Raw genomic sequence first — 26,092 nt, forward strand, 5'->3', positions numbered from 1 at the left:
GAGCGGGCCGGGGAACCGTCCGGCGACCCGTCCCGTCACAGGAGCATGCGTACCCTCAGGCACCTCACGACCGGTCTGGCCCTCCTCGGCCTCGCCGCCTGCGGCCAGTCCGCGCGGAGCGGGTCCGACCCGCTCCCCGATCCCACGGGCTCCTGGGCCGTCGAGTCCCTGACCACCGGCGGCCGGACGCTCCACGCACCCGCCGCCGCCCGCGTCGACCTCGGCGCCGACGAGGCCACCGGCAACTACGGCTGCAACGGCTTCACGGCCCGGGTCGCCCGCGAGGGCGCCACCACCCTCGTCCTCACGCCCGGCGTCAGCACCACGATGGCCTGCGAGAACATGGAGTTCGAGACGGCCTTCGCCAAACTGCTCACGGGCCGCCTCACCCTCGACCGCGGCCCCGACCGGCTGACCCTGAAGACCGCCGACGGGAGCACCATCGCCATGAGCTCCAAGCCGCCGGTCCCGGACGCCCCCCTCGTCGCGACCCACTGGACCGTCGACTCCCTGATCAACGGGGAGAGCGTGTCCTCCCTCGCACCGGAAGCCGCGGGCCGGGCCCGGTTCACCCTCGCCGCCGACGGTGCCGCGAGCGGCACCCTCGGGTGCAACCGGTTCAGCGCGCAGGCCGAGGTCGACGGTCCCTCGCTCACCTTCGGGCCGCTCACCGCGACCCGGATGGCCTGCGAGGGACCGACGGGCGAGGTCGAGCGGGCACTGACCGAACTGTTCGGCAGCGGCCCGCTCGCCTGGAAGGTCCAGGGCACGTCCCTGACCCTCACCGCGCCCGACGGCAAGGGCCTCGGCGCCAAGGCGGTCACGGCCGTCGAATGACGGCCCGGCGCGGCCCGACCCGGCCGCCCGTTCTCCCGTCCGCCCGTTCTCCCGTCCGGGCGCTCGGCCGCCCGGGCGTGCTCAGACGTGCGCCGTACCGCCGTGCGCCGTGCCGCCGTCCAGCGCCATGGCCCGGGCGATCCGGTGCGCGGTGTCGGCCGCCACCGCGTCCGGCAGACGCGGCAGCAGGTCGTCCCACAGCGCCAGGTTCGAGCCGCGCAGCTGGAGCATGCCCTCGGGCCGGGCGAAGAGGAACATGTGCAGGTGGGCGCCCCCGTCGCCGTACCGGCTGACGTGGACGCGGGCGATCCCGCCCAGCCCCAGCACCGCCCGCTCCACGCGCTGGAGCATCGGCCCCAGCTCCGCGGCCCGCCCGGGCGGCAGGTCCAGCAGGTCGTGGTGGTCGCGCGGCAGCAGCTTGACGATCGCCGGCAGCCCCCCGTCGTGCCAGGCCAGCCGCCAGTGCTCGTCCGTCCACAGGAAGTCCGAGTCGGGCAGCCCGCAGGGCCCGCAGTCCTCCCGGCCGGCCTCCCCGTCGCGGGGCGGCTCCGGGAGGACCGGCCGGTGGAGCGGCTTCACCCGCAGCTCACCCTCGAAGGGGAAGGTCTCCCACATCGGGACGCCGTCGGCGGCGAGGGGTATCCGCTCGCCGATCGGCAACCCGCTGACGTACGCACTGGGTTCGGTCATGCGGTGATCATGGCAGCGGTTCAGACCGGGTAGGGCAGCAGGCCCGCGTCCGTCCTCTCCCACGCGGCCCGCAGCTCGGCCAGTCGGGCCGGCTCCACGGCCGCCTTGTCGGCCTGCTCCCTGATGTCCCCGGCCAGGTTGAACAACTGGTCCCGGCCCGCCTTGCCCCGGTAGTACTTCCAGTCGCCGCGCCGCAGCGCCCGCTCCCCGCGGACCCGCCAGAAGATGTCCCGCTCGGCGGGCTTCTCGCCGCGCAGCAGGTACCCGGCCAGGCTCACCCCGTCCAACGGGTACGCGCGGTGCGGACGGGTCCCGGCCAGCTCCAGCAGCGTCGCCGTCCAGTCAGGACTGAACACCGGAACGTGGCTGACCTGGCCGCCGTCCACCCGGGCCGGCCAGCGCAGGATGTTCGGCACCCGGATCCCGCCCTCCTGGAGCGAGGCCTTGTTGCCCGACAGCGGCCAGTTGTACGAGAACCGCTCGCCGCCGTTGTCACTGGAGAACACGACCACCGTGTTGTCCTCCTGCCCGGAGCGCTTCAGCGCCTTGAGCACCTCACCGATCGACCGGTCCAGGTCCTCCACCAGCTGCTTGTACTTCTCGACCGAGCCGCCGTCCTGGTGCCACAGCGCCCGCCCGTCGCCCGCCTTGATCCGCCGGACGATCTCGGCGCTCTCCTTCGTGTCCCCCTCGGCGATCCACGGCCAGTGCGGGGTGGTGAAGTTGAGGTTCAGCAGCCACGGCTTGCCGTGGTGGTCGCGGGAGACGTACTCGCTCGCCCGCTCGGTGAGGACCTTCGTGTAGTACCGCAGGTCCTTGTACTCGGCGTCGCCCTCGTACAGGTCGTACTCGCCGCCCAGGCCCAGCTTCGAGTAGTACTCCAGGGCCCCGCCGAAGTTCCCGAAGAACTCGTCCCAGCCGGACCGGGTCGGGCTGTAGTCCGGCAGGTACCCCGCGTGCCACTTGCCGATCAGCGCGGTGGCGTAGCCGGCGTCCTTCAGCAGCGAGGCCAGCGTCGGGTGCGTCGGCTCCAGGCCCACCGACTTGTCGGCGATCGGCTCCGCCAGTCCGCCCTTCGTACGGGCCGGGTAGCGCCCGGTGTACAGGCTGAAGCGGGTCGGGGAGCAGGTCGCGGAGCCCGAGTAGGCGTCGGTGAAACGGACGCCCTGACGGGCGAGGCGGTCCAGGTTCGGGGTCTTGATGTGCGGCGAACCGTACGAGGACAGGTCCGACCAGCCGAGGTCGTCACCCAGGATGAAAAGGACATTCGGCCGCTTCGAATGCCGCCCCCGGGCGGCCCGGAACTCCCTCTCCTCGGGCCCGGCGTGCTCCGCCCCGGCGGCCGCTGCCGGGCCGGCGCCCAGCCCCACCGCGGCGACGGCCGCGGTCACCCCGACCGCGCCTCCGAAGGCACGTCGGGACAGGTTCGATTCGTACGAACTCACAAGTACTCCAAGGCATGGCGGACCGGCCTGCCCGGGGCGGCGCGGGACGGCGCACGGCACGACGGGGCGGGCTCGGTCGGGGCAGGGTTGCAGAGCGGGAAGGGCCGGCGCGGAACGTCACAACACGGGTCGGTGCGACGGGAAGAGCCGGAAGGAAGGAACGCGCGCGCCGCGGCGCGCGGGGATGCCTACGCGCAGCTTCGACAGATGGCGCTCGCGACACGGACCAGGTCCACGTGTCGGCGCTCGACGAGGGTGACGGAGCGGTCACCGAAAGGCTGCATGAGTCGGAACCTTGTACGAACCCACAGGCACCTGTCAACCAGGGCATTCCGGATACCGAGACGGCCCCCCACGACCCCCGCCACGACGCCGTTCGCGGTCACCCTCCGCAGGGGTTACCCGACTGTCCGCACTGTGACTTTTCCGGGAGGTCCTCAATTCGGACCAGTGGTCGATCTCGCCTACACTCGGAGCCGTGCCTCGTGGTGATGGACGACTCAACCACGACCTGCTCCCCGGTGAGAAGGGCCCCCAGGACGCTTGCGGCGTCTTCGGTGTCTGGGCTCCGGGTGAAGAGGTCGCCAAGCTCACCTACTTCGGACTGTATGCACTGCAGCACCGCGGACAAGAGTCCGCGGGAATCGCTGTGAGCAACGGTTCCCAGATCCTCGTCTTCAAGGACATGGGCCTCGTTTCCCAAGTCTTCGACGAAACCTCTCTCGGCTCGCTCCAAGGTCATATCGCGGTCGGTCACGCCCGCTACTCGACCACCGGAGCCTCCGTCTGGGAGAACGCCCAGCCGACCTTCCGCGCGACCGCCCACGGCTCCATCGCCCTGGGTCACAACGGCAACCTGGTGAACACCGCCGAGCTTGCCGAGATGGTCGCCGACCTCCCCCGTCAGGACGGCCGTGCCACCCAGGTGGCGGCCACCAACGACACCGACCTGGTCACCGCCCTGCTCGCGGGGCAGACCGACGAGGACGGCAGGCCGCTGACCATCGAGGAGTCGGCCACCAAGGTCCTCCCCCAGGTCAAGGGCGCCTTCTCCCTCGTCTTCATGGACGAGGGGACCCTCTACACCGCCCGTGACCCGCAGGGCATCCGCCCGCTGGTCCTCGGCCGCCTTGAGCGCGGCTGGGTGGTCGCGAGCGAGACCGCCGCCCTCGACATCTGCGGCGCCAGCTTCGTCCGCGAGGTCGAGCCGGGCGAGCTCATCGCGATCGACGAGAACGGCCTGCGCACCTCGCGCTTCGCGGAAGCGAAGCCCAAGGGCTGTGTCTTCGAGTACGTCTACCTGGCGCGCCCGGACACCGACATCGCGGGCCGGAACGTCTACCTCTCGCGCGTCGAGATGGGCCGGCGCCTCGCCAAGGAAGCCCCCGTCGAGGCCGACCTGGTGATAGCGACACCGGAATCGGGCACGCCCGCCGCCGTCGGCTACGCCGAGGCCAGCGGGATCCCGTTCGGAGTCGGCCTGGTCAAGAACGCCTACGTGGGCCGGACCTTCATCCAGCCCTCGCAGACGATCCGCCAGCTCGGCATCCGACTGAAGCTCAACCCCCTCAAGGAAGTCATCCGGGGCAAGCGCCTGGTGGTCGTCGACGACTCGATCGTCCGCGGCAACACCCAGCGCGCCCTCGTGAAGATGCTCCGCGAGGCCGGCGCGGCCGAGGTCCACATCCGGATCTCCTCGCCGCCGGTGAAGTGGCCGTGCTTCTTCGGCATCGACTTCGCCACCCGGGCCGAGCTGATCGCCAACGGCATGACGGTCGACGAGATCGCCACGTCGATGGGCGCGGACTCGCTCTCGTACATCGCGCTCGACACGATGATCGAGGCGACGACCATCCAGAAGCCCAACCTCTGCCGGGCCTGCTTCGACGGCGAGTACCCGATGGAGCTGCCCGACCCGCAGCTCCTGGGCAAGCAGCTCCTGGAGACCGAGCTCGCCGGCGGCACGGACGCCGCCGACGCGCTGCGCCGCCCGTAGCCGGATCCCCCGCGCGGCCCGCTCAACCTGCGCGGGGCCCTGTCTTTCAAGCTTCTCCCAGGGCCCTGCACCACCCGCAGTAACGACACGAAAGCTCTCTCCTGTCATGACAGAGAAGACCACCGGTGCCAGCTACGCAGCCGCAGGCGTGGACATCGAAGCGGGCGACCGCGCCGTCGAGCTGATGAAGGAGTGGGTGAAGAAGACGCAGCGCCCCGAGGTCCTCGGCGGCCTCGGCGGCTTCGCCGGCCTCTTCGACGCCTCCGCCCTCAAGCGCTACGAGCGGCCCCTCCTGGCCTCCGCCACCGACGGGGTCGGCACCAAGGTGGACATCGCCCGCCGGCTGGGCGTGTACGACACGATCGGCCACGACCTGGTCGCGATGGTCATGGACGACATCGTCGTGTGCGGCGCCGAGCCGCTCTTCATGACGGACTACATCTGCGTCGGCAAGGTCCACCCCGAGCGTGTCGCGGCCATCGTCAAGGGCATCGCCGAGGGCTGCGTACTCGCCGGCTGCGCCCTGGTGGGCGGCGAGACCGCCGAACACCCGGGCCTCCTCGGCCCCGACGACTTCGACGTGGCGGGCGCGGGCACCGGCGTCGTCGAGTACGACCGCCTCCTGGGCGCGGACCGCATCCGTACGGGGGACGCCGTCATCGCGATGGCATCGTCCGGCCTTCACTCGAACGGGTACTCGCTGGTCCGCCACGTCCTCCTGGACCGGGCCGGGATGTCCCTGGACCAGCACGTCGAGGAACTCGGCCGGACCCTCGGCGAGGAACTGCTGGAGCCGACCAAGATCTACTCGCTGGACTGCCTGGCACTCACCCGTACGGCCGAGGTCCACGCGTACTCGCACATCACCGGCGGCGGACTCGCGGCCAACCTGGCCCGGGTCATCCCGGACCACCTGCACGCCACGGTCGACCGCACGACCTGGTCCCCGGGCGCGATCTTCGACCTGGTCGGCAAGGCCGGACAGGTCGAGCGGCTGGAGCTGGAGAAGACCCTGAACATGGGCGTCGGCATGATGGCCGTCGTCCCGCAGGAGTCGGTGGAAGTGGCCCTGACCGCCCTCGCCGACCGGGGCGTCGACGCCTGGGTCGCGGGCGAGATCCTGGACCGCGGCGACCACACCGAGGGCGCGACCCTCACCGGCACCTACGCGGTCTGAGCAGCACCGAAACCCGGTCCGGGGCCATGCCCCGGACCGGGTTTCGATGTATGTCAGCCGACTTGGACGCCGTTGAGCAGGAGGTCCTGCGCGTCAAGCCCCACGACGGTGCGCCGACGGACCGGACTCTTCGTCCTCGTCCTCGTCGTCATCGCTGTTGTACAGAGCCGCGTACTTGGCGTACGGGTCGTCGTCGTCATCGTCCTGATCGTCATCGACTTCGACCGGCGCGCTGATAGGCAGCGGCTCCGTCGGCGATGCGCCCAGCTCATTGGCCAGACGCGAGAGGTCAGTCCCGCCGCTGTTGTACTTCAGCTGGCGGGCGACCTTTGTCTGCTTGGCCTTGGCCCGGCCGCGCCCCATGGCTCGACCCCCTCGGTGACGGGGCTCGACGGCCCCAGAGTCTGACACGCGTTCATGGTTCGGAGCGGGCTCTCCGTGGAGAGACCGTCCGTAGGGGTTTAACGGTACCTGCTTCCGCGGCCATACGGTACGCCGCCCGCATGACGCGCCCCGGTGCAGAACCAGCGGGACACCCCGTACTCGCTGGTCAGCTGCGATTTTAACCCTTTCCTGGCGGGCGACCCGCCGAAGTGCAGTGAGTTCCGTCTCGCCGCACCCCGACGGGCCCCCTTCCGGGGTTACGCCGTACGGGCACCGCCGGCCCGGGCGGCGGCGCGGGCCGCGAGGGCCTCGGACATCCGCTGCTCGGCGATCCGGTCGGCCGCGGCGGCCGGCGGGATCCCGTCAGCCTTCGCACGTGCGAATATGGCCAGGGTGGTGTCGAAGATCTTCGAGGCCTTGGCCTTGCAGCGGTCGAAGTCGAAGCCGTGCAGCTCGTCGGCGACCTGGATGACACCGCCCGCGTTGACCACGTAGTCCGGCGCGTAGAGGATCCCGCGGTCGGCGAGGTCCTTCTCGACGCCCGGGTGGGCGAGCTGGTTGTTCGCCGCGCCGCACACCACGGTGGCGGTGAGCACCGGGACGGACTCGTCGTTCAGCGCGCCGCCGAGGGCGCACGGGGCGTAGATGTCCAGACCCGGGGTGCGGATCAGGGCGTCCGTGTCGGCGACCGAGGTGACCTTGCCGCCGGGGTGCTTGTCGAGGATCTCCTGGACCGACTCCGCGCGGACGTCGGTGATCACGACCTCGGCGCCGTCCTCCAGCAGGTGCTCCACGAGGTGGCGGCCGACCTTGCCGACACCGGCGACGCCGACCTTGCGGCCGCGCAGCGTCGGGTCGCCCCACAGGTGCTGGGCGCTGGCGCGCATGCCCTGGAAGACGCCGTAGGCGGTGAGGACCGAGGAGTCGCCTGCGCCGCCGTTCTCGGGGGAGCGGCCGGTGGCCCAGCGGGTCTCGCGGGCGACGACGTCCATGTCGGCGACGTACGTGCCGACGTCGCAGGCGGTGACGTAGCGGCCGCCGAGCGACTCCACGAACCGGCCGTAGGCCAGCAGCAGTTCCTCGCTCTTGAGGACGTCCGGGTCGCCGATGATCACGGCCTTGCCGCCGCCGAGGTCGAGACCGGCGAGGGCGTTCTTGTACGACATGCCGCGCGCGAGGTTCAGCGCGTCGAGGACGGCCTCCTCGTCGGAGGCGTACGCGTGGAAGCGCGTGCCGCCGAGGGCGGGGCCCAGAGCGGTGGAGTGGATCGCGATGACGGCCTTGAGGCCTGAGGCTCGGTCCTGGCACAGCACGACTTGCTCGTGGCCGCCCTGTTCCGTGCGGAACAGGGTGTGCAGGACGCCGTCGGTCATTTCGGTCACGGTGGTGACTCCCATGGAAGAGATGCGGCGGAAAGACGCCCGCCCTGCGGGTGGGGGAGGGCGCGCTGGGAGCAGCGTAAGACCTGTGGGCCGCCCGGGAAGGGCCTGTCCGGGGATCGGAACACTCCCGTGTCACACCGGCCCCGGGGGCACGGCGGAAACCGGCCGGAGCGAGTGTTTCCGGGGGACGCGCGGAGCGGTTCGGGAGCCGCGTTCCGGGCCGTGGGATGTCCCGGAGGTGAGGGAGCCCCGAAAACGGGGAGGTACGACAGCGTGAGCGAATCCCCCGAATTGCGGCCGCCGTCCGCGCGCCCGGTGCCGACCGTCCCGTACGCCTCCTACCTGCGCGTCTACGAGCCATTGGCGGCTTTCGCGGAACCGGAACGGACGCACTGGGCGGACTACGTCCGGCGCGGGGTGGTCGCGACGGCGCAGGACGAACTGCGCCGCTCGCTGGCGGACTTGGTCCGCGTCCCGGTGGTGGGGGTGCCGGCGCACGAGAGCGCGGACGCGTTCACGGCGGAGCGGGACGGGGTGGTCCTGGTCTGCCCTTGGCGCACCCGGCTGCGCGGCTGGCTGGCGCTCCAGGAGCTGACGGAGTCGTTCCCGCTGCCGGTGCTGGACGCGGCGCTGCCGGCGTCGACGCGCCGGCGGGCGGCGGAGGAGTACGAGGAGTGGCGGGAGCGGAACCCGGACGCGCGGCCGTGGATCCGTACGGGGGTGTGGCAGGTTCCGCTGCGCTGGTTCGTGCTGGTCGGGGACGAGGAGCGGGAGTACGTGCCGGGCGAGCGGCTGCGGTACCGGACGCCGATGGTGCAGGCCCGCCGCCGGCTGGCCCGGGGGTTGCGGACCCTGCGGCGGGCGGAGGGGTACGCGCCGCTCGCCGAGGGGCTGGTGGAGGTCGGGAGCTGGCTGGAGGAGTTCCATCCGCGGTCGATGGTCGAACTGGATTACGGGGGGCTGCTGCACGCGCTGCCGGCTGACGCCCTCGCGGGCGACCGGTCGGCCCGCGACCTCGCGGCGGGGATGGAGGCGCTGCGGTCGGGCGACCGGGAGGGCGCCTCGGAGGTGTACGGCGAACTCGCTCAGCGCTGGCGGGCGGTCCGGGAGAGACTGTTCGCGAACTAGCAGACCTGGCAGGGTGTCCTTCGCCACGGTGCGGCGGGGGCCGTCGCCGGGCCCTGGGCGTATCACCCGTATCGGTCGTATCGGCCGATCGGCCATAAGGTGCAGATCAGGGGCTTGATCGTCACATTAGGGCCTTAGTTCCAGGACCTACGTCCCGATACGGGCCATTGGCCCAAGGGTGACGGACCGCACTATCTACACCCTTGCGCCCTTCCCCTACCCTCGTGCCAAAATAGGACAAGGAGTCCGGGGAGGGTTCCTTCCGTCCAACTAAGGGCGGAATGCTCGGTATTGCACTCTATGGGGGGTCTGACGACTCCTGATCGCTCTGTGACTGATCGTCACAGTGGGGTGACTGTCCGTTATGGGGCGGTCCATCGGCTTCCGCCGCTGATGAACACCTCGGAGGGCAATTCCATCGGTTTGGCCGTCGAGGCTGGACGGATGGTGTAGTTGTAGTGCCGAGGACAAGCCGTTCGTCCTATAACCGACTCGGCCTGCGTATGTCCATTTCGGGCAACGCGGGCCAAGGTGCAGAATTTAGAGGAAAGAACCGAGATGGTTCGGTTCTCCCGAGGAGGCCGCTCATGACCGCTCGCACCCCTGATGCCGAGCCGCTGCTGACCCCGGCTGAGGTTGCCACGATGTTCCGCGTGGACCCGAAGACGGTCACCCGCTGGGCCAAGGCTGGCAAGCTCACGTCCATCCGCACCCTGGGTGGACACCGCCGTTATCGCGAGGCCGAGGTTCGCGCACTGCTCGCGGGAATTCCGCAGCAGCGCAGCGAGGCCTGAGGTCCCGCAGCACCACCGCATTAACGGGTCGATATCGGGTCCCCCAATCCGATGAAACCCACAACGCTTCAGACGGTTGAGGCTGCCCCAACAGCCTCATTGCCGTTCGATCGCGCTGGACTCCGCCGGGTCCAGCGCGATCTTTTTTATGCCCGCGGGAGGGTGGAATCGCCGGAGCGCGCGGGGGGCCGCGCGGTGGGTGCCATTGCACATATTAAATCGAGCCGGCGTAGGTGTGCGATAAACGTGCGAGTCTCAAAAACTCGTGTGGTGACTCCCGTCACAGTTGATCACTCTTGTACATCCGGCATTGCGCCCGTAAGGGGATGTCCGCCGCAGAGCGCCTCGTCCGTGCGGGGGGATTTTGCCCCGCGTGGGTGGTGTGCGGGTCGGGACGCGCCGGCGGCCCGCTGAGGGCTTCGCGGGGTCGGTCGGGGGTTCGGGGGCCACGCGCCGGCGCCGGCGCCTCCTGGGGGCCTTCAGCGGCCCCGACGGCTGCCGGATGATCATGAGGCGGGGTTCGGGGCGTGCGACCCGCGTCGGGCCGGCCGCTCCGGGGTCGGCCGCACGGGCGGAAAGGCGGGGGCGCCGAACGGCCGAACGGCCGAACCGCCGAACCCACGGGCACCACAACGCGTCAGGGCCCGTATCCCCTGAGGGATACGGGCCCTGACGTTTCTGCGAACCTGACGGGACTTGAACCCGCGACCTCCACCTTGACAGGGTGGCGAGCTAACCAACTGCTCCACAGGTCCTCGTTCGCGGCCGCTTTTCTCGGCTGCGAACGCCACTGTACAGCAGCTCAGGGGGTGTGGTCTAACCCGCTCACGGAGCGAGTGCGTCGACCGCCTTCACGATCCTCTTGTCCGAGATCGGGTACGCCGTTCCGAGCGCGTGCGCGAAGTAGGAGACCCGGAGTTCCTCCAGCATCCAGCGGATCTCCGTGACCTCCTCGGGCACCGGCCGGCCCTTCGGGAGCTGCTCCAGGAGCCACAGGTACTCGTCCCGCATCTCGTGGACCTTCTCCATGCGCGTGGTGTCCCGCTGGGCGCCCGTGGGCATCTGCTGGAGCCGTCGGTCCGCCGCCACCAGGTAGCGCATCAGGTCCGGCAGCCGGCGCAGGCCGGCGAGCGTCACGAAGCCGGCCGGCACGAGCGCGGCCAGCTGGGCCTTCACGTCGGCGACGTTGGCCATCAGGGCCAGGCTGTTGGTCGCCTTCAGGCGCCGTTCGCAGGCCTGCCAGGCGGCCAGCACCTGCTGCACCTGACCCACCGTCCGTACGGTCGTGTCCACCAGGTCGGCCCGTACGGCGTCGTAGAGCTTCCGGAAGCCCGCCTCGTCCCAGGCCGGTCCGCCGTGGTCCGCGATCAGCTTGTCGGCGGCCGCCGTCGCGCAGTCGTCGAACAGCGCCTGGATGGAGCCGTGCGGGTTCCGGGACAGGGCCAGCTTCTGCTGGTTGGTGAGCTTGTCCGAGGCGAACTTCGCCGGGTTCACCGGGATGTTCAGCAGGATCAGCTTCCGCGTGCCGAGCCACATCGCCCGCCGCTGCTCGGCCTCGGTGTCGAAGAGCCGTACGGAGACCGTCGTCCCGTCGTCCACCAGGGCCGGGTACGCCTTCACCGGCTGGCCGGCCCGGCGGGTCTCGAAGACCTTCGTCAGGGAGCCGATCGTCCAGTCGGTCAGCCCGGAACGCTCCAGGGACTCCCCGCCCGCCCGCTCGGCGGTGGCGGCCGCGGCCTTGGACAGGGCCTGGCGGGCCTTGGGCTTCAGGCGCAGCCGCAGGGCCTCCAGGTCCTTGTCCTCGGCGATGTTCTTGCGCCGCTCGTCAACGATCCGGAAGGTGATCTTCAGGTGCTCGGGGATCCGGGACAGGTCGAAGTCGTCCGCGGAGACCGGCACCCCGACCATCCGGTGCAGCTCGCGCGCCAGGGTCACCGGCAGCGGCTCCTGGAGCGGAACGACCGTGTCCAGGAAGCGCGTCGCGAAGTTCGGCGCGGGCACGTAGTGCCGGCGGATCGGCTTCGGCAGCGAGCGGATCAGCTCGGTGACGACCTCCTCGCGCAGCCCCGGGATCTGCCAGTCGAAGCCCTCGTCGGTGACCTGGTTCAGCACCTGGAGCGGGACGTGGACGGTCACGCCGTCCGCGTCCGCGCCCGGCTCGAACTGGTAGGTCACGCGGAACTTCAGCGGCCCCTGCCGCCAGCTGTCCGGGTAGTCGGCCTTGGTGACCCCGGCCGCCTTCTCGGTCAGCAGCATCTCGCGCTCGAAGTCGAGGAGTTCGGGCTCCTCGCGCTTCTTGTGCTTCCACCAGGAGTCGAAGTGCGCCCCCGACACCACGTGGTCCGGGATGCGCCGGTCGTAGAAGTCGAAGAGGGTCTCGTCGTCCACCACGATGTCGCGGCGCCGGGCCCGGTTCTCCAGCTCCTCGACCTCGGTCAGCAGCTTCCGGTTGTCGGCGTAGAACTTGTGGTGCGTGCGCCAGTCGCCCTCGACCAGCGCGTTGCGGATGAACAGCTCGCGCGAGACCTCGGCGTCGATCCGGCCGTAGTTGATCTTTCGCTGGGCGACGATCGGAACGCCGTACAGCGTGACCTTCTCGTACGCCATCACGGCCGCCTGGTCCTTCTCCCAGTGCGGCTCGCTGTACGTGCGCTTGATCAGGTGCTGCGCGAGCGGCTCCACCCACTCGGGCTCGACCTTCGCGTTCACCCGCGCCCACAACCGCGAGGTCTCGACCAGCTCGGCCGACATCAGGAACTTCGGCTGCTTCTTGAACAGCGAGGAGCCGGGGAAGACCGCGAACTTCGCGGACCGGGCGCCCAGGTACTCGTTCTTGTCGGTGTCCTTCAGCCCGATGTGCGAGAGCAGGCCGGCCAGCAGCGAGATGTGGACGTGCTGCTCCGGCGCGTCCGTCTCGTTGACGTGGATGCCCATCGTCTTCGCGACCGTGCGCAGCTGGGTGTAGATGTCCTGCCACTCGCGGATCCGCAGGAAGTTCAGGTACTCCTGCTTGCACATCCGGCGGAACGACGAGGAGCCCCGCTCCTTCTGCTGCTCCCGGACGTAGCGCCACATGTTCAGGTACGACAGGAAGTCGCTGGTCTCGTCCTTGAAGCGGGCGTGGTTCTGATCGGCCTGGGTCTGCTTGTCCGAGGGCCGCTCGCGCGGGTCCTGGATCGACAGGGCCGCCGCGATGACCATGACCTCTCGGACGCAGTTGTTCTTGTCGGCCTCGACCACCATGCGGGCCAGCCGCGGGTCCACCGGCAGCTGCGAGAGCTGGCGCCCCATCGGCGTCAGCTTCTTGCGCGGGTCCTTCTCCGCCGGGTCGAAGGCGCCCAGCTCCTGGAGGAGCTGCACGCCGTCCCGGATGTTGCGGTGGTCCGGCGGGTCGATGAAGGGGAACTTCTCGATCTCGCCCAGTCCGGCCGCGGTCATCTGGAGGATCACGGAGGCCAGGTTGGTGCGCAGGATCTCGGCGTCCGTGAACTCCGGCCGGGAGAGGAAGTCGTCCTCCGAGTACAACCGGATGCAGATGCCGTCGCTGGTGCGGCCGCAGCGGCCCTTGCGCTGGTTGGCGCTCGCCTGGGAGATCCGCTCGATGGGCAGGCGCTGCACCTTGGTGCGGTGGCTGTAGCGGGAGATGCGGGCGGTGCCCGGGTCGATCACGTACTTGATGCCGGGCACGGTCAGCGAGGTCTCGGCGACGTTCGTCGCGAGGACGATCCGGCGTCCGGTGTGCTGCTGGAAGACCCGGTGCTGCTCGGCGTGCGAGAGCCGCGCGTAGAGGGGGAGCACCTCGGTGAGGCGCAGTTTGCGCTTCTCCAGGGCGTCCGCGGTGTCGCGGATCTCCCGCTCGCCGGAGAGGAAGACGAGGACGTCGCCCGGCCCCTCGGACTGGAGTTCGTCGACGGCCTCGCAGATCGCGGTGATCTGATCGCGGTCCGCGTCCTCGGAATCGTCCTCCAGGAGCGGCCGGTAGCGCACCTCGACCGGATACGTCCGGCCGCTGACCTCGATGATCGGGGCATCCCCGAAGTGGCGCGAGAAGCGTTCCGGGTCGATGGTCGCCGAGGTGATCACGACCTTCAGGTCGGGACGCCTCGGCAGCAGCCGGGCCAGGTAGCCCAGCAGGAAGTCGATGTTCAGGGACCGTTCGTGGGCCTCGTCGATGATGATCGTGTCGTAGGCGCGCAGATCGCGGTCGGTCTGGATCTCGGCGAGCAGGATGCCGTCGGTCATCAGCTTCACGAAGGTGGCGTCCGGGTTCACCTGGTCGGTGAAGCGGACCTTCCAGCCGACGGTCTGCCCGATCTCGGACTTCAGTTCCTCGGCGATCCGCTCCGCGACGGTGCGGGCGGCGATCCGCCGGGGCTGGGTGTGCCCGATCATGCCCCGGACGCCGCGGCCCAGCTCCATGCAGATCTTGGGGATCTGCGTGGTCTTGCCGGAGCCGGTCTCGCCGGCGACGATCACGACCTGGTGGTCGCGTATCGCCTCGGCGATCTCGTCCTTCTTCTGGCTGACGGGCAGGTTCTCGGGATACGTGACCTCCGGCATCCGGGAGGCACGGCCGGCGAGCCGCTCGGCGGCCTTCGCGGCCTCCGCGGCGATCTCGTCGAGCACGGCCTGCTGGGCCTCGGGCTTGCGGATGCGGCGGGCGCCTTCGAGGCGGCGGCCGAGGCGGTGCGCGTCACGGAGCGAGATCTCACCGAGAAGCGTCTGCAGGGCGGCGAAGGAAGTAGACATACCTGATCGAGGATCTCACCTGGGGCCTCCGGGTGGCGAACGCATTTGTGGCCCTCCCCGTACCATTTCGGGACGAGTCCCCCAGCCGTACGAGTGAGAGGCAGCCCACCTTGTCCCGCCGCCACCAAGTGTGCTGCCTGCTGGCGGCCGTACTCGTGGTGCTGCTGGGCACGGTGACGTCCGGTGCCGCCTCGTCGACCCCGGGGCGTTCGGTTCCGGTTCCGGTTGCTCACGGTGCCACGGCCGCCGCGGCTGCTCGGGTCGCTGCGGTCGGTCCGGCCGTTCCGGCCGTACCGCAGCCGGGAGCCGCGGCGCCGACCCGCGCCCCGGTCCCGGCGGCCTTCGCCGACCCGGCCGGGAGCCGGGGGCCCTCCTGCGCCCCCGGCGCCCCCGACACCGGCCGGACCCCGGCGGTCCCGCCGCGCGCCGGGCAGGACCACGCGCCGCTCCCGGCGGCCCGGCCCGCGCCCGAGGAGGGCAGGCCGCACGGCACGATGCCCGTACGGGGTCCCGTACGCGGGCCCGACCGGCCCGCGCCCGGCCCGGTGGAGCTCTCGGTGATGCGGGTCTAGGGGCTGTCGTCCGACGAGCCCCTGAGGGGCCGCGCGCCGGCCCCGACGCCACCCGTACTCCTGGAGCACCCGCATGCCTTCCCCCGCCCGTTCCCCCCGCCCCTCCCGCACACCGCTGCTCGCCGCCGCCGGCGTGGCCGTGGCCGCGATCACCCTCGGCCTGGTGTCCTGGCAGGCCACCGCCCCCGAGGACAGGTCCCGCGACACCTCCGCCGGCTCCCCCGCGGCCTCCGCCCACGCCGGCCCCCGTACGGACGTCGCCCCGGAACTGCTGGCCCTGGCCCGCCGCGACGGCGCCGACAAGCTCGCGACCGGCCGCGCCGACGCCCCCGTCGTCCTCATCGAGTACTCCGACTTCCGGTGCGGCTACTGCGGCAAGTTCGCCCGCGACACCGAACCCGAACTCGTGCGGAAGTACGTCGAGGACGGCACCCTGCGCATCGAGTGGCGCAACTTCCCGATCTTCGGCGCCGAGTCCGAGGCCGCCGCGAAGGCCGCCTGGGCCGCCGGGCGGCAGGACCGCTTCGCCGCCTTCCACGCGGCCGCGTACGCCGACGGCGCCAAGGAGGCGGGCTTCGCCGGGGAGCGCCTCGTGGAGCTGGCCCGGCAGGCAGGGGTCCCGGACCTGGAGCGGTTCAAGGAGGACATGGCCGGCGAGGAGGCCGCCGCCGCGCTGAAGAAGGACCAGGACGAGGGCTACCGCATCGGCGTCACCTCCACCCCGTCCTTCCTGGTCAACGGCCGGCCCATCGCCGGGGCGCAGCCCCTGGACGCCTTCACCGCTGCCATCGCGCGGGCGAAGACCGAGGCGGCGGCGCGCAAGTGACCGGCATCGGATACCTGGCCGCCCTGCTGGGCGGCCTCCTCGCCCTGCTCAGCCCGTGCAGCGCGCTGCTGCTGCCCGCGTTCTTCGCGTACTCGATCGACTCCCACTCCCGGCTCCTCGCGCGCACCGGGATCTTCTACGCGGGCCTCGCGAGCACCCTCGTGCCGCTGGGCGCGGCCGGTTCGTACGCGGGACGGTTCTTCCACGAGAACCGTGACGGGCTGGTCCTCGCCGGAGGCTGGCTGATCATCGCGCTCGGCCTCGCCCAGATCCTCGGCCTCGGCTTCGCCCCGAGGCGCCTCGTCGAGCTGTCCGGCCGGATCCGCCCGACCACCGCCCTGTCGGTGTACGCGCTCGGCGCGGTCTACGGGCTGGCCGGCTTCTGCGCCGGCCCGATCCTGGGCAGCGTCCTCACGGTGGCGGCGGTCAGCGGCAGTCCGGTCTACGGGGGGCTGTTGCTGGCGGTGTACGCGCTGGGCATGGCCGTGCCGCTGTTCCTGTTGGCGCTGCTCTGGGAGCGCTTCGACCTGGGCGGCCGGCGTTGGCTGCGCGGCCGGGCCCTTCGGGTCGGGCGTCTGGAACTGCACACCACGTCGCTGCTGTCCGGGCTGTTCTTCCTGACCCTGGGCACGCTGTTCCTCGTCTACGACGGGGCGAGCGCGCTGCCGGGGCTGCTCGACGTGGACGACTCGTTCGCGGTGGAGCAGTGGGTGGGTTCCGTCGCCGACGCCGTGCCGGACCCGGCACTGCTGGGGCTGGTCGCGGCGGTGGCGGTGGCCGTCGGGCTGACCCGGTGGCGGCGTGCGGTCCGCGCGGAGCAGCCGGAACCGGAGGGGTGACGCACAGAAGGCCCCGTCCGAGGACGGGGCCTTCTTCTTGTGGCTGGGGCCGGGGTCGAACCGGCGACCTATCGCTTTTCAGGCGATCGCTCGTACCAACTGAGCTACCCAGCCACGAGACCGTTTCCGATCTCAGCGAACCTGACGGGACTTGAACCCGCGACCTCCACCTTGACAGGGTGGCGAGCTAACCAACTGCTCCACAGGTCCTTGCAATGTGCGAGCACAAGTCTCGCACACAGTTTAATGCGTACCCCCAACGGGATTCGAACCCGTGCTACCGCCTTGAAAGGGCGGCGTCCTGGGCCACTAGACGATGAGGGCTAAAGGCCCGCCGGGCACTTCTCAGCGCGTCGGGGACGTGAGAAGCATATGGGATCCGGGGAGCTATCGCCAAAACGGTTTCCCGCGGAGCGACAATGGCCGGGTGCTGGAGATGACGCGCGAGGAGTTCGAAGAGCTCGTCGCAGAGGCCCTGGACCGGATTCCGCCGGAGCTGACGCGGCTGATGGACAACGTGGCGGTGTTCGTCGAGGACGAGCCACCGGCGGACGACCCCGAGCTCCTCGGGCTCTACGAGGGGACACCCCTCACGGAGCGCGGCGAGTGGTACGCCGGGGTGCTGCCGGACCGCATCACGATCTACCGGAACCCCACGTTGCGGATGTGCGAGGACCGGGAGAGCGTGGTCGCGGAGACGGAGGTGACCGTCGTGCACGAGATCGCCCACCACTTCGGCATCGACGACGAGCGGCTGCACGCGCTGGGCTACGGGTGACCGGACCGGCGCCCGCCCCCGGGCCGACCGGCGACCCGGATCCCGTGGACCGGGGTCCCGTGGACCCGGACGTCGACCTCCGGGTGGCGGCGGAGCGGACCCGGCCGCAGGGCCCGGTGCTCGCGGCCGTCGCCGCCGGCGGAGTGGTCGGTGCCTGCGCGCGGTACGGGGCCGGGCTGCTGTGGCCCGCCGGGCCCACGGCCTTCCCGTGGACCACCCTCTGGATCAACGTCCTGGGCTGCGCGCTGATCGGCGTGCTGATGGCGGCGGTCGCCGAGGACGGGCGCACCGCCCACCCCCTGCTGCGGCCCTTCGCGGGAACCGGCGTGCTCGGGGGCTTCACCACCTTCTCGGCCTACGCCCTGGACGTCTCGCGGCTGCTGGACGCCGACGAGGCCGGGGCGGCGCTCGGGTACGCCGCGCTCACGGTCGTCGCGGCGCTCGCGGCCGTCCTGGCGGGGGCGACCCTGACCCGGCGGCTCCTGCGGCTCCCCGCCCGGCGGGGGCGCGGATGAACTGGCTGCTGGTGATCGCGGGCGCGGCCGTGGGCGCGCCGCTCCGCTACCTGACCGACCGGGCCGTGCAGGCGCGCCACGGCTCCGACTTCCCGTGGGGGACCTTCGTGGTCAACGCGGCCGCGTGCCTGGTGCTGGGCGCGCTGACCGGGGCGGTCCTGGCCGGGGCGGCCTCCCCGGGCCTGTCCGCGTTCCTCGGGACGGGCCTGTGCGGGGCGCTGAGCACGTACTCGACCTTCTCGTACGAGACCCTGCGGCTGGCCGAGCGCGGTGAGACGTTCCTGGCGGCCGCGAACGTCCTGGGATCGGTGCTGGTCGGGCTGGGTGCCGTTCACCTGGGCTCGCAGGTGGCCCGGCAGCTGTTCGCGTAAGGGGCGTGTCTCTTACGGGGTAAAGGGAGTTGGGCAACTTGACCCGCTCATCGCGGACCCCGCCGCCGTGTTCCGGAGGTGCCCCCGTGCGCCAGTTGACCACTTCCCTGAGACTGGCCGTCTCCGCGCTCGCCGTGGCGGCGACGGCGGGCTGCATGAGCGTCGGCGAGGACGCCGCGAAGCCCGGGCCGGCCGTGCCGGTGGGTGCCAAGGACGCCGCCGGTACGGGTGCGGCCGCAGGGGCCGGGCGGGGCTCCGGCGGCCACGGCAACGGGCACGGGGGCAAGGACGCCACCGGCAACCAGAACGGCAGGGCCGGTGAGTCCGGCAAGGCCTCCGGAGCGACCGGGGCCTCTCCCAGCCCGGGCGCCCCCGCCGGCCGGCCGGGGCTTCCCTCGCCGTCGGCGGGACCGGGTGGCGGAGCGGGCGGTCAGGGGCCGCAGGAGCCGTCCGGCGGTGGCGCGGGCGGCGCGGGCGGCGGCTCCGGATCCGGCGGCTCCGGCTCGGCGTCGGGTTCCGGGGGCTCGGGTTCCGGCGGTTCCGGGTCGGGCTCGGGGTCGGGTTCCGGGTCCGGCGGGTCCGGTTCCGGGGGGTCCGGGGGCTCGGCCACCGTCCCGCCCGTCGATCCCCCCGTCGATCCGCCTGTGACGGAACCCACTCCCACCCAGCCCACCGATCCGGGTCCCGCCCCGACCTCCGGGACGGGCACGACTCCGTAGTCCCGGGCGCCTCCGGGTGGATCGGCCGGGCTTCCCCGAGGTCCGCGCCGATGGCATCGTCCCAGGTCAGAGAGGTTTCTGCCGGGGCGACTTGCCAGACCCCCAGGAGGGTGCGTATGGTTATAGATCGTTTGATCCCATTGCCCGGCGCCGAATCCGAAGAGCGCCGTGTGGCGCGTACTCTCCCTAGCCGTGGCTGACCGCATTGAGGCGGTCGATTTGCGATTCACGGAGTTTGGGCGCGTGCCGAGACTCCGGAAGGTTTCGCATTTCGCATGTCCATTTCCAGTTCTGACCGTTCCGTCATGCCCGAGAACGACTCCAACGAGATCGTCGACGCCGAGACCCTTGCGGTCACCGAGGCCATGGAGGCCATCGAGGCCGACGAGATCATCGAGGCCCTCGAGGCCGACGTGACGTCCGACGGTCCCCTCTCCGACGAGGCCGACGAGGCCGACGCGGAGCCCACCATCACCTTCGGCGACCTGGGCCTGCCCGACGGCATCGTCCGCAAGCTCGCCCAGAACGGCGTCACCGCGCCCTTCCCGATCCAGGCCGCGACCATCCCGGACGCCCTGGCCGGCAAGGACATCCTGGGCCGCGGCCGCACCGGCTCCGGCAAGACCCTCTCCTTCGGTCTGCCGACCCTGGCCTCGCTGGCCGGCGGTCACACCGACAAGAAGAAGCCCCGCGCGATCATCCTCACGCCGACCCGTGAGCTCGCGATGCAGGTCGCGGACGCCCTCCAGCCCTACGGCGACGTCCTCGGCCTGAAGATGAAGGTCGTCTGCGGCGGTACCTCCATGAGCAACCAGATCTACGCCCTGGAGCGCGGTGTCGACGTCCTCGTCGCCACCCCCGGCCGCCTGCGCGACATCATCAACCGCGGCGCCTGCTCCCTGGAGAACGTCAAGATCGCGGTCCTCGACGAGGCCGACCAGATGGCCGACCTGGGCTTCCTGCCCGAGGTCACCGAGCTGCTCGACCAGATCCCCGGCGGCGGCCAGCGCATGCTCTTCTCCGCCACCATGGAGAACGAGATCGGCACCCTGGTCAAGCGCTACCTGTCCAACCCCGTCACGCACGAGGTCGACAGCGCGCAGGGCAACGTCACGACCATGACGCACCACGTCCTCGTCGTGAAGCCGAAGGACAAGGCGCCGGTCACGGCCGCCATCGCCGCCCGCAAGGGCCGCACCATCATCTTCGTCCGCACCCAGCTGGGCGCCGACCGCATCGCCGAGCAGCTCATCGAGGCCGGCGTGAAGGCCGACGCGCTGCACGGCGGCATGACGCAGGGCGCCCGTACCCGCGTCCTCGCCGACTTCAAGGACGGCTACGTCAACGCGCTCGTCGCGACCGACGTCGCCGCCCGCGGCATCCACGTCGACGGCATCGACCTGGTCCTGAACGTGGACCCGGCCGGTGACCACAAGGACTACCTGCACCGCTCGGGCCGTACCGCCCGCGCCGGCAAGTCCGGTGTCGTCGTGTCGCTGGCGCTCCCGCACCAGCGTCGCCAGATCTTCCGCCTGATGGAGGACGCGGGCGTCGACGCCTCGCGCCACATCGTCCAGGGCGTCGGCGCGTTCGACCCCGAGGTCGCCGAGATCACCGGTGCGCGTTCGCTCACCCAGGTCCAGGCCGACTCGGCGAACAACGCCGCCAAGCAGGCCGAGCGCGAGGTCGCCGACCTCACCAAGCAGCTGGAGCGCCTGTCGCGCCGCGCCGTGGAGCTGCGCGAGGAGGCCGACCGCCTCGTCGCCCGTTCCGCCCGCGAGCGCGGTGAGGACCCGGAGGCCGCCGTCGCCGAGGTCGTCGAGGCCGCCGAGGCCGAGGTCGCGGCAGCCGTCGCAGCCGTCGCCGAGCCCGTCGCCCAGGAGCGCACCTTCGAGCGTCGCGACGACCGCGGCAACTACGAGCGCCGCGACAACCGTCGTGACGACCGTGGTGGCGACCGTGGTGGCTTCCGCCGTGACGACCGTCCGTCGGGTGGTTTCCGTTCCGGTGGTGACCGTCGTGATGACAACCGTGGTGGCGGCTTCCGTCGCGACGACCGTCCGTCCGGTGGCTTCAACCGTGACGACCGTGGTGGCGACCGTGGCGGCTTCCGTCGCGATGACCGTCCGTCCGGTGGCGCCGGTGGCTTCCGCTCCGGTGGCGCCGGCGAGCGCCCCTACGGCCGCCGCGACGACAACCGCCCCTCCGGCTCCGGCTCGACCGGCTCCTTCGGTGGCCGTCGTGACGACAAGCCCCGCTGGAAGCGCAACGGCTGACGCCTGAGCGTCATCTGACACCGACTCGGCCCCCACAGCACTCCGGTGCGGTGGGGGCCGGGCCGTTTTCCGGCCCCCGCACCCCTCCCGTGACCGGTGGCGGAAAACCGCCGGGGCCACACCCGGCGATACCCGATCGGCCAGGAGCCCCTCTCCGGCTATGCTCTGGGGTGAGCACATGGAGGGCCATTAGCTCAATTGGCAGAGCAGCGGACTTTTAATCCGTTGGTTGTCGGTTCGAGTCCGACATGGCCTACCGCTCGCAGGACCCGGGAAGCCCTTCCCGCCCTGCCACTTGGCGCCCCACTCGATGACATCGGGTGGGGCGCTTCGTCGTTCGGACCCCGATTACATGCTCCTGACCTGCGGTGATGTCCTGTTGAAGGGTGCGCGGGGGGTTAATTGGTGGGGGGCGTCCCCCGAATGACGTAGAGTTGGGTTTACCGACGCGGGGTGGAGCAGCTCGGTAGCTCGCTGGGCTCATAACCCAGAGGTCGCAGGTTCAAATCCTGTCCCCGCTACTCAGTACGAAGGCCCGGTTCCCTTGTGGAACCGGGCCTTCGTCGTTCCCCGTTGGGCCGGGACCCGTTCGTGGCGTCACCCGATCGGCGCGGTCCGGTCGCCGTACGGGGGCCGGTGCCGCCAGCCTGGAGGGGGCGAGGCGGGACCTGGCGGCAGGAGGCGGCGTGGCGGGGCTGGGCCGGCAGGACAAGGAGCGTGCGACCGTCCCCGGCGACGGCGCGGTTCCGCGGGTGGCCCGGCTGCTCCCCGTCCTGCTGATCCTCATCGGGCTCCTGTTCAACGTGCTGACCCCGCCCAGCTTCACCGGCTCGCCCTTCTTCTCCGCCGCCCCGCTGGTCGCCGCTCCCCTGTTCACCTTCCGCGCGACCGCCCTGACCGGTGTGGCCGCCTCGCTCGCCGTCGTCGGCCTGCACGCCTACGCCGGCACCGGCTGGAAGGTCGAGGCGCTGACCGAGCTGGCCACCGTGCTCACGGTGTCCGGGCTGGCGCTGCTGATCAACCGGGTCGTGCGGCGCAGCGTCGAGCGGCTCGCCTCCGCGCGCGGGATCGCCGAGGCCGTCCAACGGGCCGTGCTGCCCACCCCCGCCGAACGGATCGCGGGGCTGCACGTCTCCGCCCGCTACGTGGCCGCGCAGGCCGACGCCTTCATCGGCGGGGACCTCTACGCGGTCCAGGACACCCCGTACGGGGTGCGGCTCGCCGTGGGCGACGTACGGGGCAAGGGCCTGGGGGCGGTGGAGGCCGTCGCCGTGGTGCTGGGCGCCTTCCGCGAGGCGGCGGACACCGAACCGACCCTGGAGCGCCTCGCGCAGCGCCTGGAGCGCGCCCTGAACCGGGAGGGCGTCCGCCGCGACAGCCTCGACGCGGTGGAGGGGTTCACGACGTGCGTGCTCGGGGAGATCCCACCGGGTGCCGAGCACCTGCGACTGCTCAACCGGGGGCATCCCGAACCGCTGCTGCTCCACGCCGACGGGGGCCTGGTGGTGCTCGCCCCGGCCGAACCGGCCCTGCCGCTGGGGCTGGGCGGGCTGGCCGTCCTCGGTCCGCCGGACCGGGCCGGGCAATGGGCCTTCCCGGCCGGGAGCACGCTGCTCCTGTTCACGGACGGGCTCACCGAGGCCCGCGACGAGGCGGGGACCTTCTACGACCCGGCGGACCGGTTGCGGGGGCGGGTCTTCCCCGGGCCGGACGAGGTGCTCGTCGCGCTCAGCCGCGACGTGCGCCGGCACACGGGCGGCGGGGCGACCGACGACATGGCCCTGCTGGCGGTGGGCCGGCCCGGGGAGGGCCAGCCGGAGCGGAGGCGGACCGTACCGGTGGTGCCGCGGGAGGAGGCGTGAAGGGAGGTCCCCGGAGGGCTCCGATGCCTCCGTCGTGACCGTGTGTGGTGGGCGGGATGCTCTGCGCAAGTTGCCTGACGGGGCGTCATTTGGCCAATGTGGCTGAAGTGATGAGCAAAAGAGGGGTTCTTTGCCCCGTTTGATCATCGATAGTGGCCGATGTCCAGGCCAAAGCCGTGCGGGGAGTGGCTGATTGGCGTTAACGATCAATCGCAACAGCTTGGAATCACTCCCCCATGTCTATTACCTTTCGATAACGCATCGCGGTCGTCCCAGTCGTCGCAAGAGGCGACACCGTGTGCGTTCTCGCCCATGAGGAGTGTGCCCCGGTGGCCTCCAACTCGCCTGCCCCTGACGGCACCGACGTCCAGGAGGCGCCCAACGCCGGAGCCTGGGGCGAGTGGAACCCCACCGAGGACTCGGTCCGTCCGGTCCGCGGCAAGCACCGCACCCTCAAGCCGCGCGGCGGTCTCGCCCGCAGTTCGACCGTGCTCGGCGTCGGCGTGATCGCGGCCGTCGGCGCGGGCGGCATCGCCACCGCCCAGGACCGCCCCCAGGTCTCCATATCCATGCCCTCGCTGCCCGACCTGATGGGCGGGGACCGCGCGAGCGACACCGCCCCCACGGGCGCGCCCGCCGCCACGGACACCCGGACCGCGGAGATCCCCCAGCAGGCCGACGCCCAGGGACAGGGCGACGCCGGTGAGGCGCTGCGCAACCGCATCCTCCAGCAGGCCGAGTCGCAGCAGGACGCGACCGACACGCAGGCCCTGGCCGACGCCGAGCGGACGGCCCGCGAGGCCGCCGCCCAGGAGGCGCGGACCCAGAAGGAAGCGGCCGACAAGGAGGCCGAGACGGTGCGCGCGGCCGCCGAGAAGGCTGCCGCGGACCAGGCCGCCGCGGAGAAGACCGCGGCCGACGAGGCCGACGCCAAGGCCAAGGCCGAGGCGGCCTCCGCTCCGGCGCCCGCTCCCGTCGCCAAGTCCGCGGGCAGTTTCTTCCTGCCGACCTCCGCCTACACCCTCACCTCGCGCTACGGCGCCGCCGGCTCCATGTGGTCCTCCGGCCACCACACCGGCCTCGACTTCGCCGCCCCGACCGGAACCCCGGTCAAGGCCGTGGGCGCCGGAAAGATCACCTCGGCGGGCTGGTCCGGTGCGTACGGCTACCGGATCGTGCTCCAGCTCAACGACGGTACGGAGATCTGGTACTGCCACCTGTCCTCGATGTCGGTGACCTCCGGCGCGGTGGGTGCGGGCGAGACCATCGGCCGGGTCGGCGCGACCGGCAACGTCACCGGTGCCCACCTCCACCTGGAAGTCCGCAAGGGCGGTTCGACGATGGACCCGATGGCGTGGTTGAACAGCAAGGGCCTCAGCGTCTAGAGGTCGCGCGGCCCGCTCCGGGCCGCGGAGGTGACCGACTCCTCGCGCGGTCGGGGGTGCTCCCCGCGGGTCGCCAGGTGCCTTCTCGGTGCCGGGACGGCCGCGAGGGTGCCCGTGGGGGGCTGCGCCGCGGCGGGCGGGACCTCCGCCGGCAGGCCCGAGCGGGGCGGCAGCAGTTCCTCCAGTACGGCGGCCCGGGCCAGTGCCGGAGCGGCCGTCGCCCTGCGGAGCCACAGGGCGTCCAGCAACTCCCGTTCCCGCTCGGCGAAGTCCGGCTCCCAGGCCGACCGGCCCCGGCGACGGGCTCGGTGGCGCAGCACGGCCAGGGCGGTGGCGTCCGCCGCGTAGCGGGTCACCGCTCGGGCGGACGCGCGGCCTCCGGTGGCTCGGGCCAGGCCCTTCGCCAGTGAGCGGGCCGGCAGCGAAGCCAGGGCCGGTACTTCCGCCGGACTGAGCCAGCCCGCGCGGGCGTACACCGACAGTTCGGCGGCGACGGCCCGGAGCCGGTGGCGCCGCATCCGCACGGCCAGCCACAGCAGCAGCCCGAACGCCGGGACCATCACGCAGCCGTAGACCACGTAGAAACCGTACTCACCGAAGTGTGAGGAGCCGTTCCACAGCGCGTGCGTTCCCATGGCCAGCGCCAGGCCGAGCAGGGGCAGGCCGATCCGGCGCGAACGGCCGGCGCTGAGCGAGGCCGCCCCGAAGCCGAGGCCCGTCAGGACGGTGAACAGCGGGTGCGCGAACGGCGACAGCACGACCCGTACGAAGAACGTCGCAGCCGTCACGGAGTCCAGTACGCCGGTGCCGTTGGCCACGTCCTCGTAGAAGGCGTTGCCCAGGTAGAGGATGTTCTCGGTGAAGGCGAACCCGGTGGCGGTGAACCCGGCGAGCACGAACCCGTCCGCGGGTCCCGCGAAGTGGCGTCTGCGGAAGGCGAACACGAGGAACAGGGCGGCGGCCTTGGCGGTCTCCTCGACGACCGGAGCGATCGCGACCGAGCCGAGCTGATCGGCGTCGGAGGGGTCGGCGGTGGCGGCGGCGACCCACTGCGTCGCGAAGCTGTTGGCCAGTATGGCGATCAGGGCCGCGGTGCAGGCACCCCACCCGAAGCAGAACAGCAACTGCCGCCAAGGGCCGGGCGCGGCCCGGCCGAGCCATCGGAACGCCGCCATGAGCGGCGGGACCGGCAGCAGGGCCAGGCCGAGACCCACGAAGAATCCGGCGGTGCCGGTCTGCTCCCGCACCAGTTCGAGGATCGCGATCCCGGTGGCGGTGAGCAGGGCGACGAGCACGCACGTCCGGGCCCTGCCCGAAGGGCGTGCGAGCACGCGGGAGAGCGCTCGGAACACATGATGACCCTACCG

The 26,092-nt window shown here is 71.5% G+C and carries 22 protein-coding genes and 6 tRNA genes; 17 read left to right on the forward strand and 11 right to left on the reverse strand.

Annotated elements, in window-relative coordinates:
* The first annotated feature begins 45 nt into the window (after positions 1–45).
* A complete protein-coding gene (locus tag ACFVS6_RS35490; RefSeq protein WP_389710599.1) occupies positions 46–837 on the forward strand; it encodes an META domain-containing protein in 792 nt (263 codons plus the stop codon).
* Positions 838–918: 81 nt separating this feature from the next.
* Here ACFVS6_RS35490 and ACFVS6_RS35495 read toward each other — a convergent pair whose 3' ends face one another.
* The 3 genes from ACFVS6_RS35495 to ACFVS6_RS35505 form a co-directional block, all read right to left on the reverse strand.
* On the reverse strand, positions 919–1,527 hold the full coding sequence (locus tag ACFVS6_RS35495; RefSeq protein ID WP_389710601.1) for a hypothetical protein: 609 nt from the start codon (positions 1,525–1,527) through the stop codon (positions 919–921).
* Positions 1,528–1,547: 20 nt separating this feature from the next.
* Positions 1,548–2,972 carry a sulfatase-like hydrolase/transferase gene (locus ACFVS6_RS35500; RefSeq protein ID WP_389710603.1) on the reverse strand — a complete coding sequence of 475 codons (1,425 nt, stop codon included), beginning with the start codon at positions 2,970–2,972 and terminating at the stop codon, positions 1,548–1,550.
* A gap of 188 nt (positions 2,973–3,160) precedes the next feature.
* Positions 3,161–3,256 carry a putative leader peptide gene (locus ACFVS6_RS35505; protein WP_319189759.1) on the reverse strand — a complete coding sequence of 32 codons (96 nt, stop codon included), beginning with the start codon at positions 3,254–3,256 and terminating at the stop codon, positions 3,161–3,163.
* Positions 3,257–3,450: 194 nt separating this feature from the next.
* Between ACFVS6_RS35505 and purF the strand changes: the two genes are divergently transcribed.
* Complete coding sequence (gene purF / locus ACFVS6_RS35510; protein WP_319189761.1) at positions 3,451–4,968, forward strand: amidophosphoribosyltransferase; 1,518 nt, start codon at positions 3,451–3,453, stop codon at positions 4,966–4,968.
* A 106-nt stretch (positions 4,969–5,074) separates the two neighbouring features.
* The gene (gene purM / locus ACFVS6_RS35515) at positions 5,075–6,145 is read left to right on the forward strand and encodes a phosphoribosylformylglycinamidine cyclo-ligase (RefSeq protein WP_389710605.1); all 1,071 of its coding nucleotides are present in this window, start codon (positions 5,075–5,077) and stop codon (positions 6,143–6,145) included.
* A gap of 93 nt (positions 6,146–6,238) precedes the next feature.
* Here the strand turns inward: purM and ACFVS6_RS35520 are convergent, their stop codons facing one another.
* Positions 6,239–6,508 (reverse strand): DUF3073 domain-containing protein, encoded by a 270-nt coding sequence (locus ACFVS6_RS35520; RefSeq protein ID WP_267088905.1) that lies wholly within the window; start codon positions 6,506–6,508, stop codon positions 6,239–6,241.
* 278 nt (positions 6,509–6,786) lie between these two features.
* Entirely contained in the window at positions 6,787–7,926 is a 1,140-nt protein-coding gene (locus tag ACFVS6_RS35525) for a Leu/Phe/Val dehydrogenase (RefSeq protein ID WP_389710606.1), read from the reverse strand.
* A gap of 258 nt (positions 7,927–8,184) precedes the next feature.
* Between ACFVS6_RS35525 and ACFVS6_RS35530 the strand changes: the two genes are divergently transcribed.
* Both ACFVS6_RS35530 and bldC read left to right on the forward strand, forming a co-directional pair.
* The gene (locus ACFVS6_RS35530) at positions 8,185–9,039 is read left to right on the forward strand and encodes a hypothetical protein (RefSeq protein ID WP_389710608.1); all 855 of its coding nucleotides are present in this window, start codon (positions 8,185–8,187) and stop codon (positions 9,037–9,039) included.
* A gap of 587 nt (positions 9,040–9,626) precedes the next feature.
* Complete coding sequence (bldC, locus tag ACFVS6_RS35535; RefSeq protein ID WP_003949541.1) at positions 9,627–9,833, forward strand: developmental transcriptional regulator BldC; 207 nt, start codon at positions 9,627–9,629, stop codon at positions 9,831–9,833.
* A 681-nt stretch (positions 9,834–10,514) separates the two neighbouring features.
* On the opposite strand, the gene ACFVS6_RS35540 is transcribed toward bldC, so the two are convergent.
* A tRNA-Asp gene (locus tag ACFVS6_RS35540) sits at positions 10,515–10,588 on the reverse strand.
* 70 nt (positions 10,589–10,658) lie between these two features.
* Entirely contained in the window at positions 10,659–14,582 is a 3,924-nt protein-coding gene (hrpA, locus tag ACFVS6_RS35545) for an ATP-dependent RNA helicase HrpA (protein ID WP_389710610.1), read from the reverse strand.
* Positions 14,583–14,692: 110 nt separating this feature from the next.
* On the opposite strand from hrpA, the gene ACFVS6_RS35550 reads away from it, so the two are divergent.
* The 3 genes from ACFVS6_RS35550 (at position 14,693) to ACFVS6_RS35560 (ending at position 16,819) form a co-directional block, all read left to right on the forward strand.
* On the forward strand, positions 14,693–15,154 hold the full coding sequence (locus ACFVS6_RS35550; RefSeq protein ID WP_389710612.1) for a hypothetical protein: 462 nt from the start codon (positions 14,693–14,695) through the stop codon (positions 15,152–15,154).
* Between the two features lie 73 nt (positions 15,155–15,227).
* Positions 15,228–15,980 carry a DsbA family protein gene (locus ACFVS6_RS35555; protein WP_389710614.1) on the forward strand — a complete coding sequence of 251 codons (753 nt, stop codon included), beginning with the start codon at positions 15,228–15,230 and terminating at the stop codon, positions 15,978–15,980.
* A complete protein-coding gene (locus ACFVS6_RS35560; RefSeq protein ID WP_389710616.1) occupies positions 15,977–16,819 on the forward strand; it encodes a cytochrome c biogenesis CcdA family protein in 843 nt (280 codons plus the stop codon). Before ACFVS6_RS35555 ends, ACFVS6_RS35560 begins: the two co-directional genes overlap by 4 nt.
* A 40-nt stretch (positions 16,820–16,859) precedes the next feature.
* Here ACFVS6_RS35560 and ACFVS6_RS35565 read toward each other — a convergent pair.
* The 3 genes from ACFVS6_RS35565 to ACFVS6_RS35575 all read right to left on the reverse strand — a co-directional run bounded on the left by ACFVS6_RS35565 (position 16,860) and on the right by ACFVS6_RS35575 (position 17,143).
* A tRNA-Phe gene (locus ACFVS6_RS35565) sits at positions 16,860–16,933 on the reverse strand.
* A 22-nt stretch (positions 16,934–16,955) separates the two neighbouring features.
* Positions 16,956–17,029, reverse strand: a tRNA-Asp gene (locus tag ACFVS6_RS35570).
* A 41-nt stretch (positions 17,030–17,070) separates the two neighbouring features.
* A tRNA-Glu gene (locus tag ACFVS6_RS35575) sits at positions 17,071–17,143 on the reverse strand.
* A 103-nt stretch (positions 17,144–17,246) separates the two neighbouring features.
* On the opposite strand from ACFVS6_RS35575, the gene ACFVS6_RS35580 reads away from it, so the two are divergent.
* The 9 genes from ACFVS6_RS35580 (at position 17,247) to ACFVS6_RS35620 (ending at position 24,725) form a co-directional block, all read left to right on the forward strand.
* Entirely contained in the window at positions 17,247–17,597 is a 351-nt protein-coding gene (locus ACFVS6_RS35580) for a metallopeptidase family protein (RefSeq protein WP_030225620.1), read from the forward strand.
* A 44-nt stretch (positions 17,598–17,641) separates the two neighbouring features.
* Positions 17,642–18,112 (forward strand): CrcB family protein, encoded by a 471-nt coding sequence (locus ACFVS6_RS35585; protein ID WP_389710618.1) that lies wholly within the window; start codon positions 17,642–17,644, stop codon positions 18,110–18,112.
* Positions 18,109–18,483, forward strand: a complete 375-nt coding sequence (gene crcB / locus ACFVS6_RS35590) for a fluoride efflux transporter CrcB (RefSeq protein ID WP_389710620.1) — start codon at positions 18,109–18,111, stop codon at positions 18,481–18,483. Before ACFVS6_RS35585 ends, crcB begins: the two co-directional genes overlap by 4 nt.
* Positions 18,484–18,569: 86 nt before the next feature.
* A complete protein-coding gene (locus ACFVS6_RS35595) occupies positions 18,570–19,202 on the forward strand; it encodes a hypothetical protein (RefSeq protein WP_389710622.1) in 633 nt (210 codons plus the stop codon).
* 305 nt (positions 19,203–19,507) lie between these two features.
* Entirely contained in the window at positions 19,508–21,478 is a 1,971-nt protein-coding gene (locus ACFVS6_RS35600; RefSeq protein WP_389710624.1) for a DEAD/DEAH box helicase, read from the forward strand.
* Between the two features lie 183 nt (positions 21,479–21,661).
* Positions 21,662–21,734, forward strand: a tRNA-Lys gene (locus tag ACFVS6_RS35605).
* A gap of 191 nt (positions 21,735–21,925) precedes the next feature.
* Positions 21,926–21,999, forward strand: a tRNA-Met gene (locus ACFVS6_RS35610).
* A gap of 174 nt (positions 22,000–22,173) precedes the next feature.
* Positions 22,174–23,340, forward strand: coding sequence for a PP2C family protein-serine/threonine phosphatase (locus ACFVS6_RS35615; protein ID WP_389710642.1), 1,167 nt, complete (start codon positions 22,174–22,176; stop codon positions 23,338–23,340).
* A 329-nt stretch (positions 23,341–23,669) separates the two neighbouring features.
* On the forward strand, positions 23,670–24,725 hold the full coding sequence (locus ACFVS6_RS35620; RefSeq protein WP_389710626.1) for a M23 family metallopeptidase: 1,056 nt from the start codon (positions 23,670–23,672) through the stop codon (positions 24,723–24,725).
* Here ACFVS6_RS35620 and ACFVS6_RS35625 read toward each other — a convergent pair.
* Positions 24,722–26,077: a PrsW family intramembrane metalloprotease gene (locus ACFVS6_RS35625; protein ID WP_389710628.1), complete on the reverse strand. Its 1,356-nt coding sequence runs from the start codon at positions 26,075–26,077 to the stop codon at positions 24,722–24,724. The genes ACFVS6_RS35620 and ACFVS6_RS35625 overlap by 4 nt on opposite strands.
* Between the last annotated feature and the right edge of the window lie 15 nt (positions 26,078–26,092).

This window comes from Streptomyces sp. NPDC057939 (genome assembly GCF_042887545.1).
In the GTDB taxonomy this organism is placed as follows: domain Bacteria; phylum Actinomycetota; class Actinomycetes; order Streptomycetales; family Streptomycetaceae; genus Streptomyces.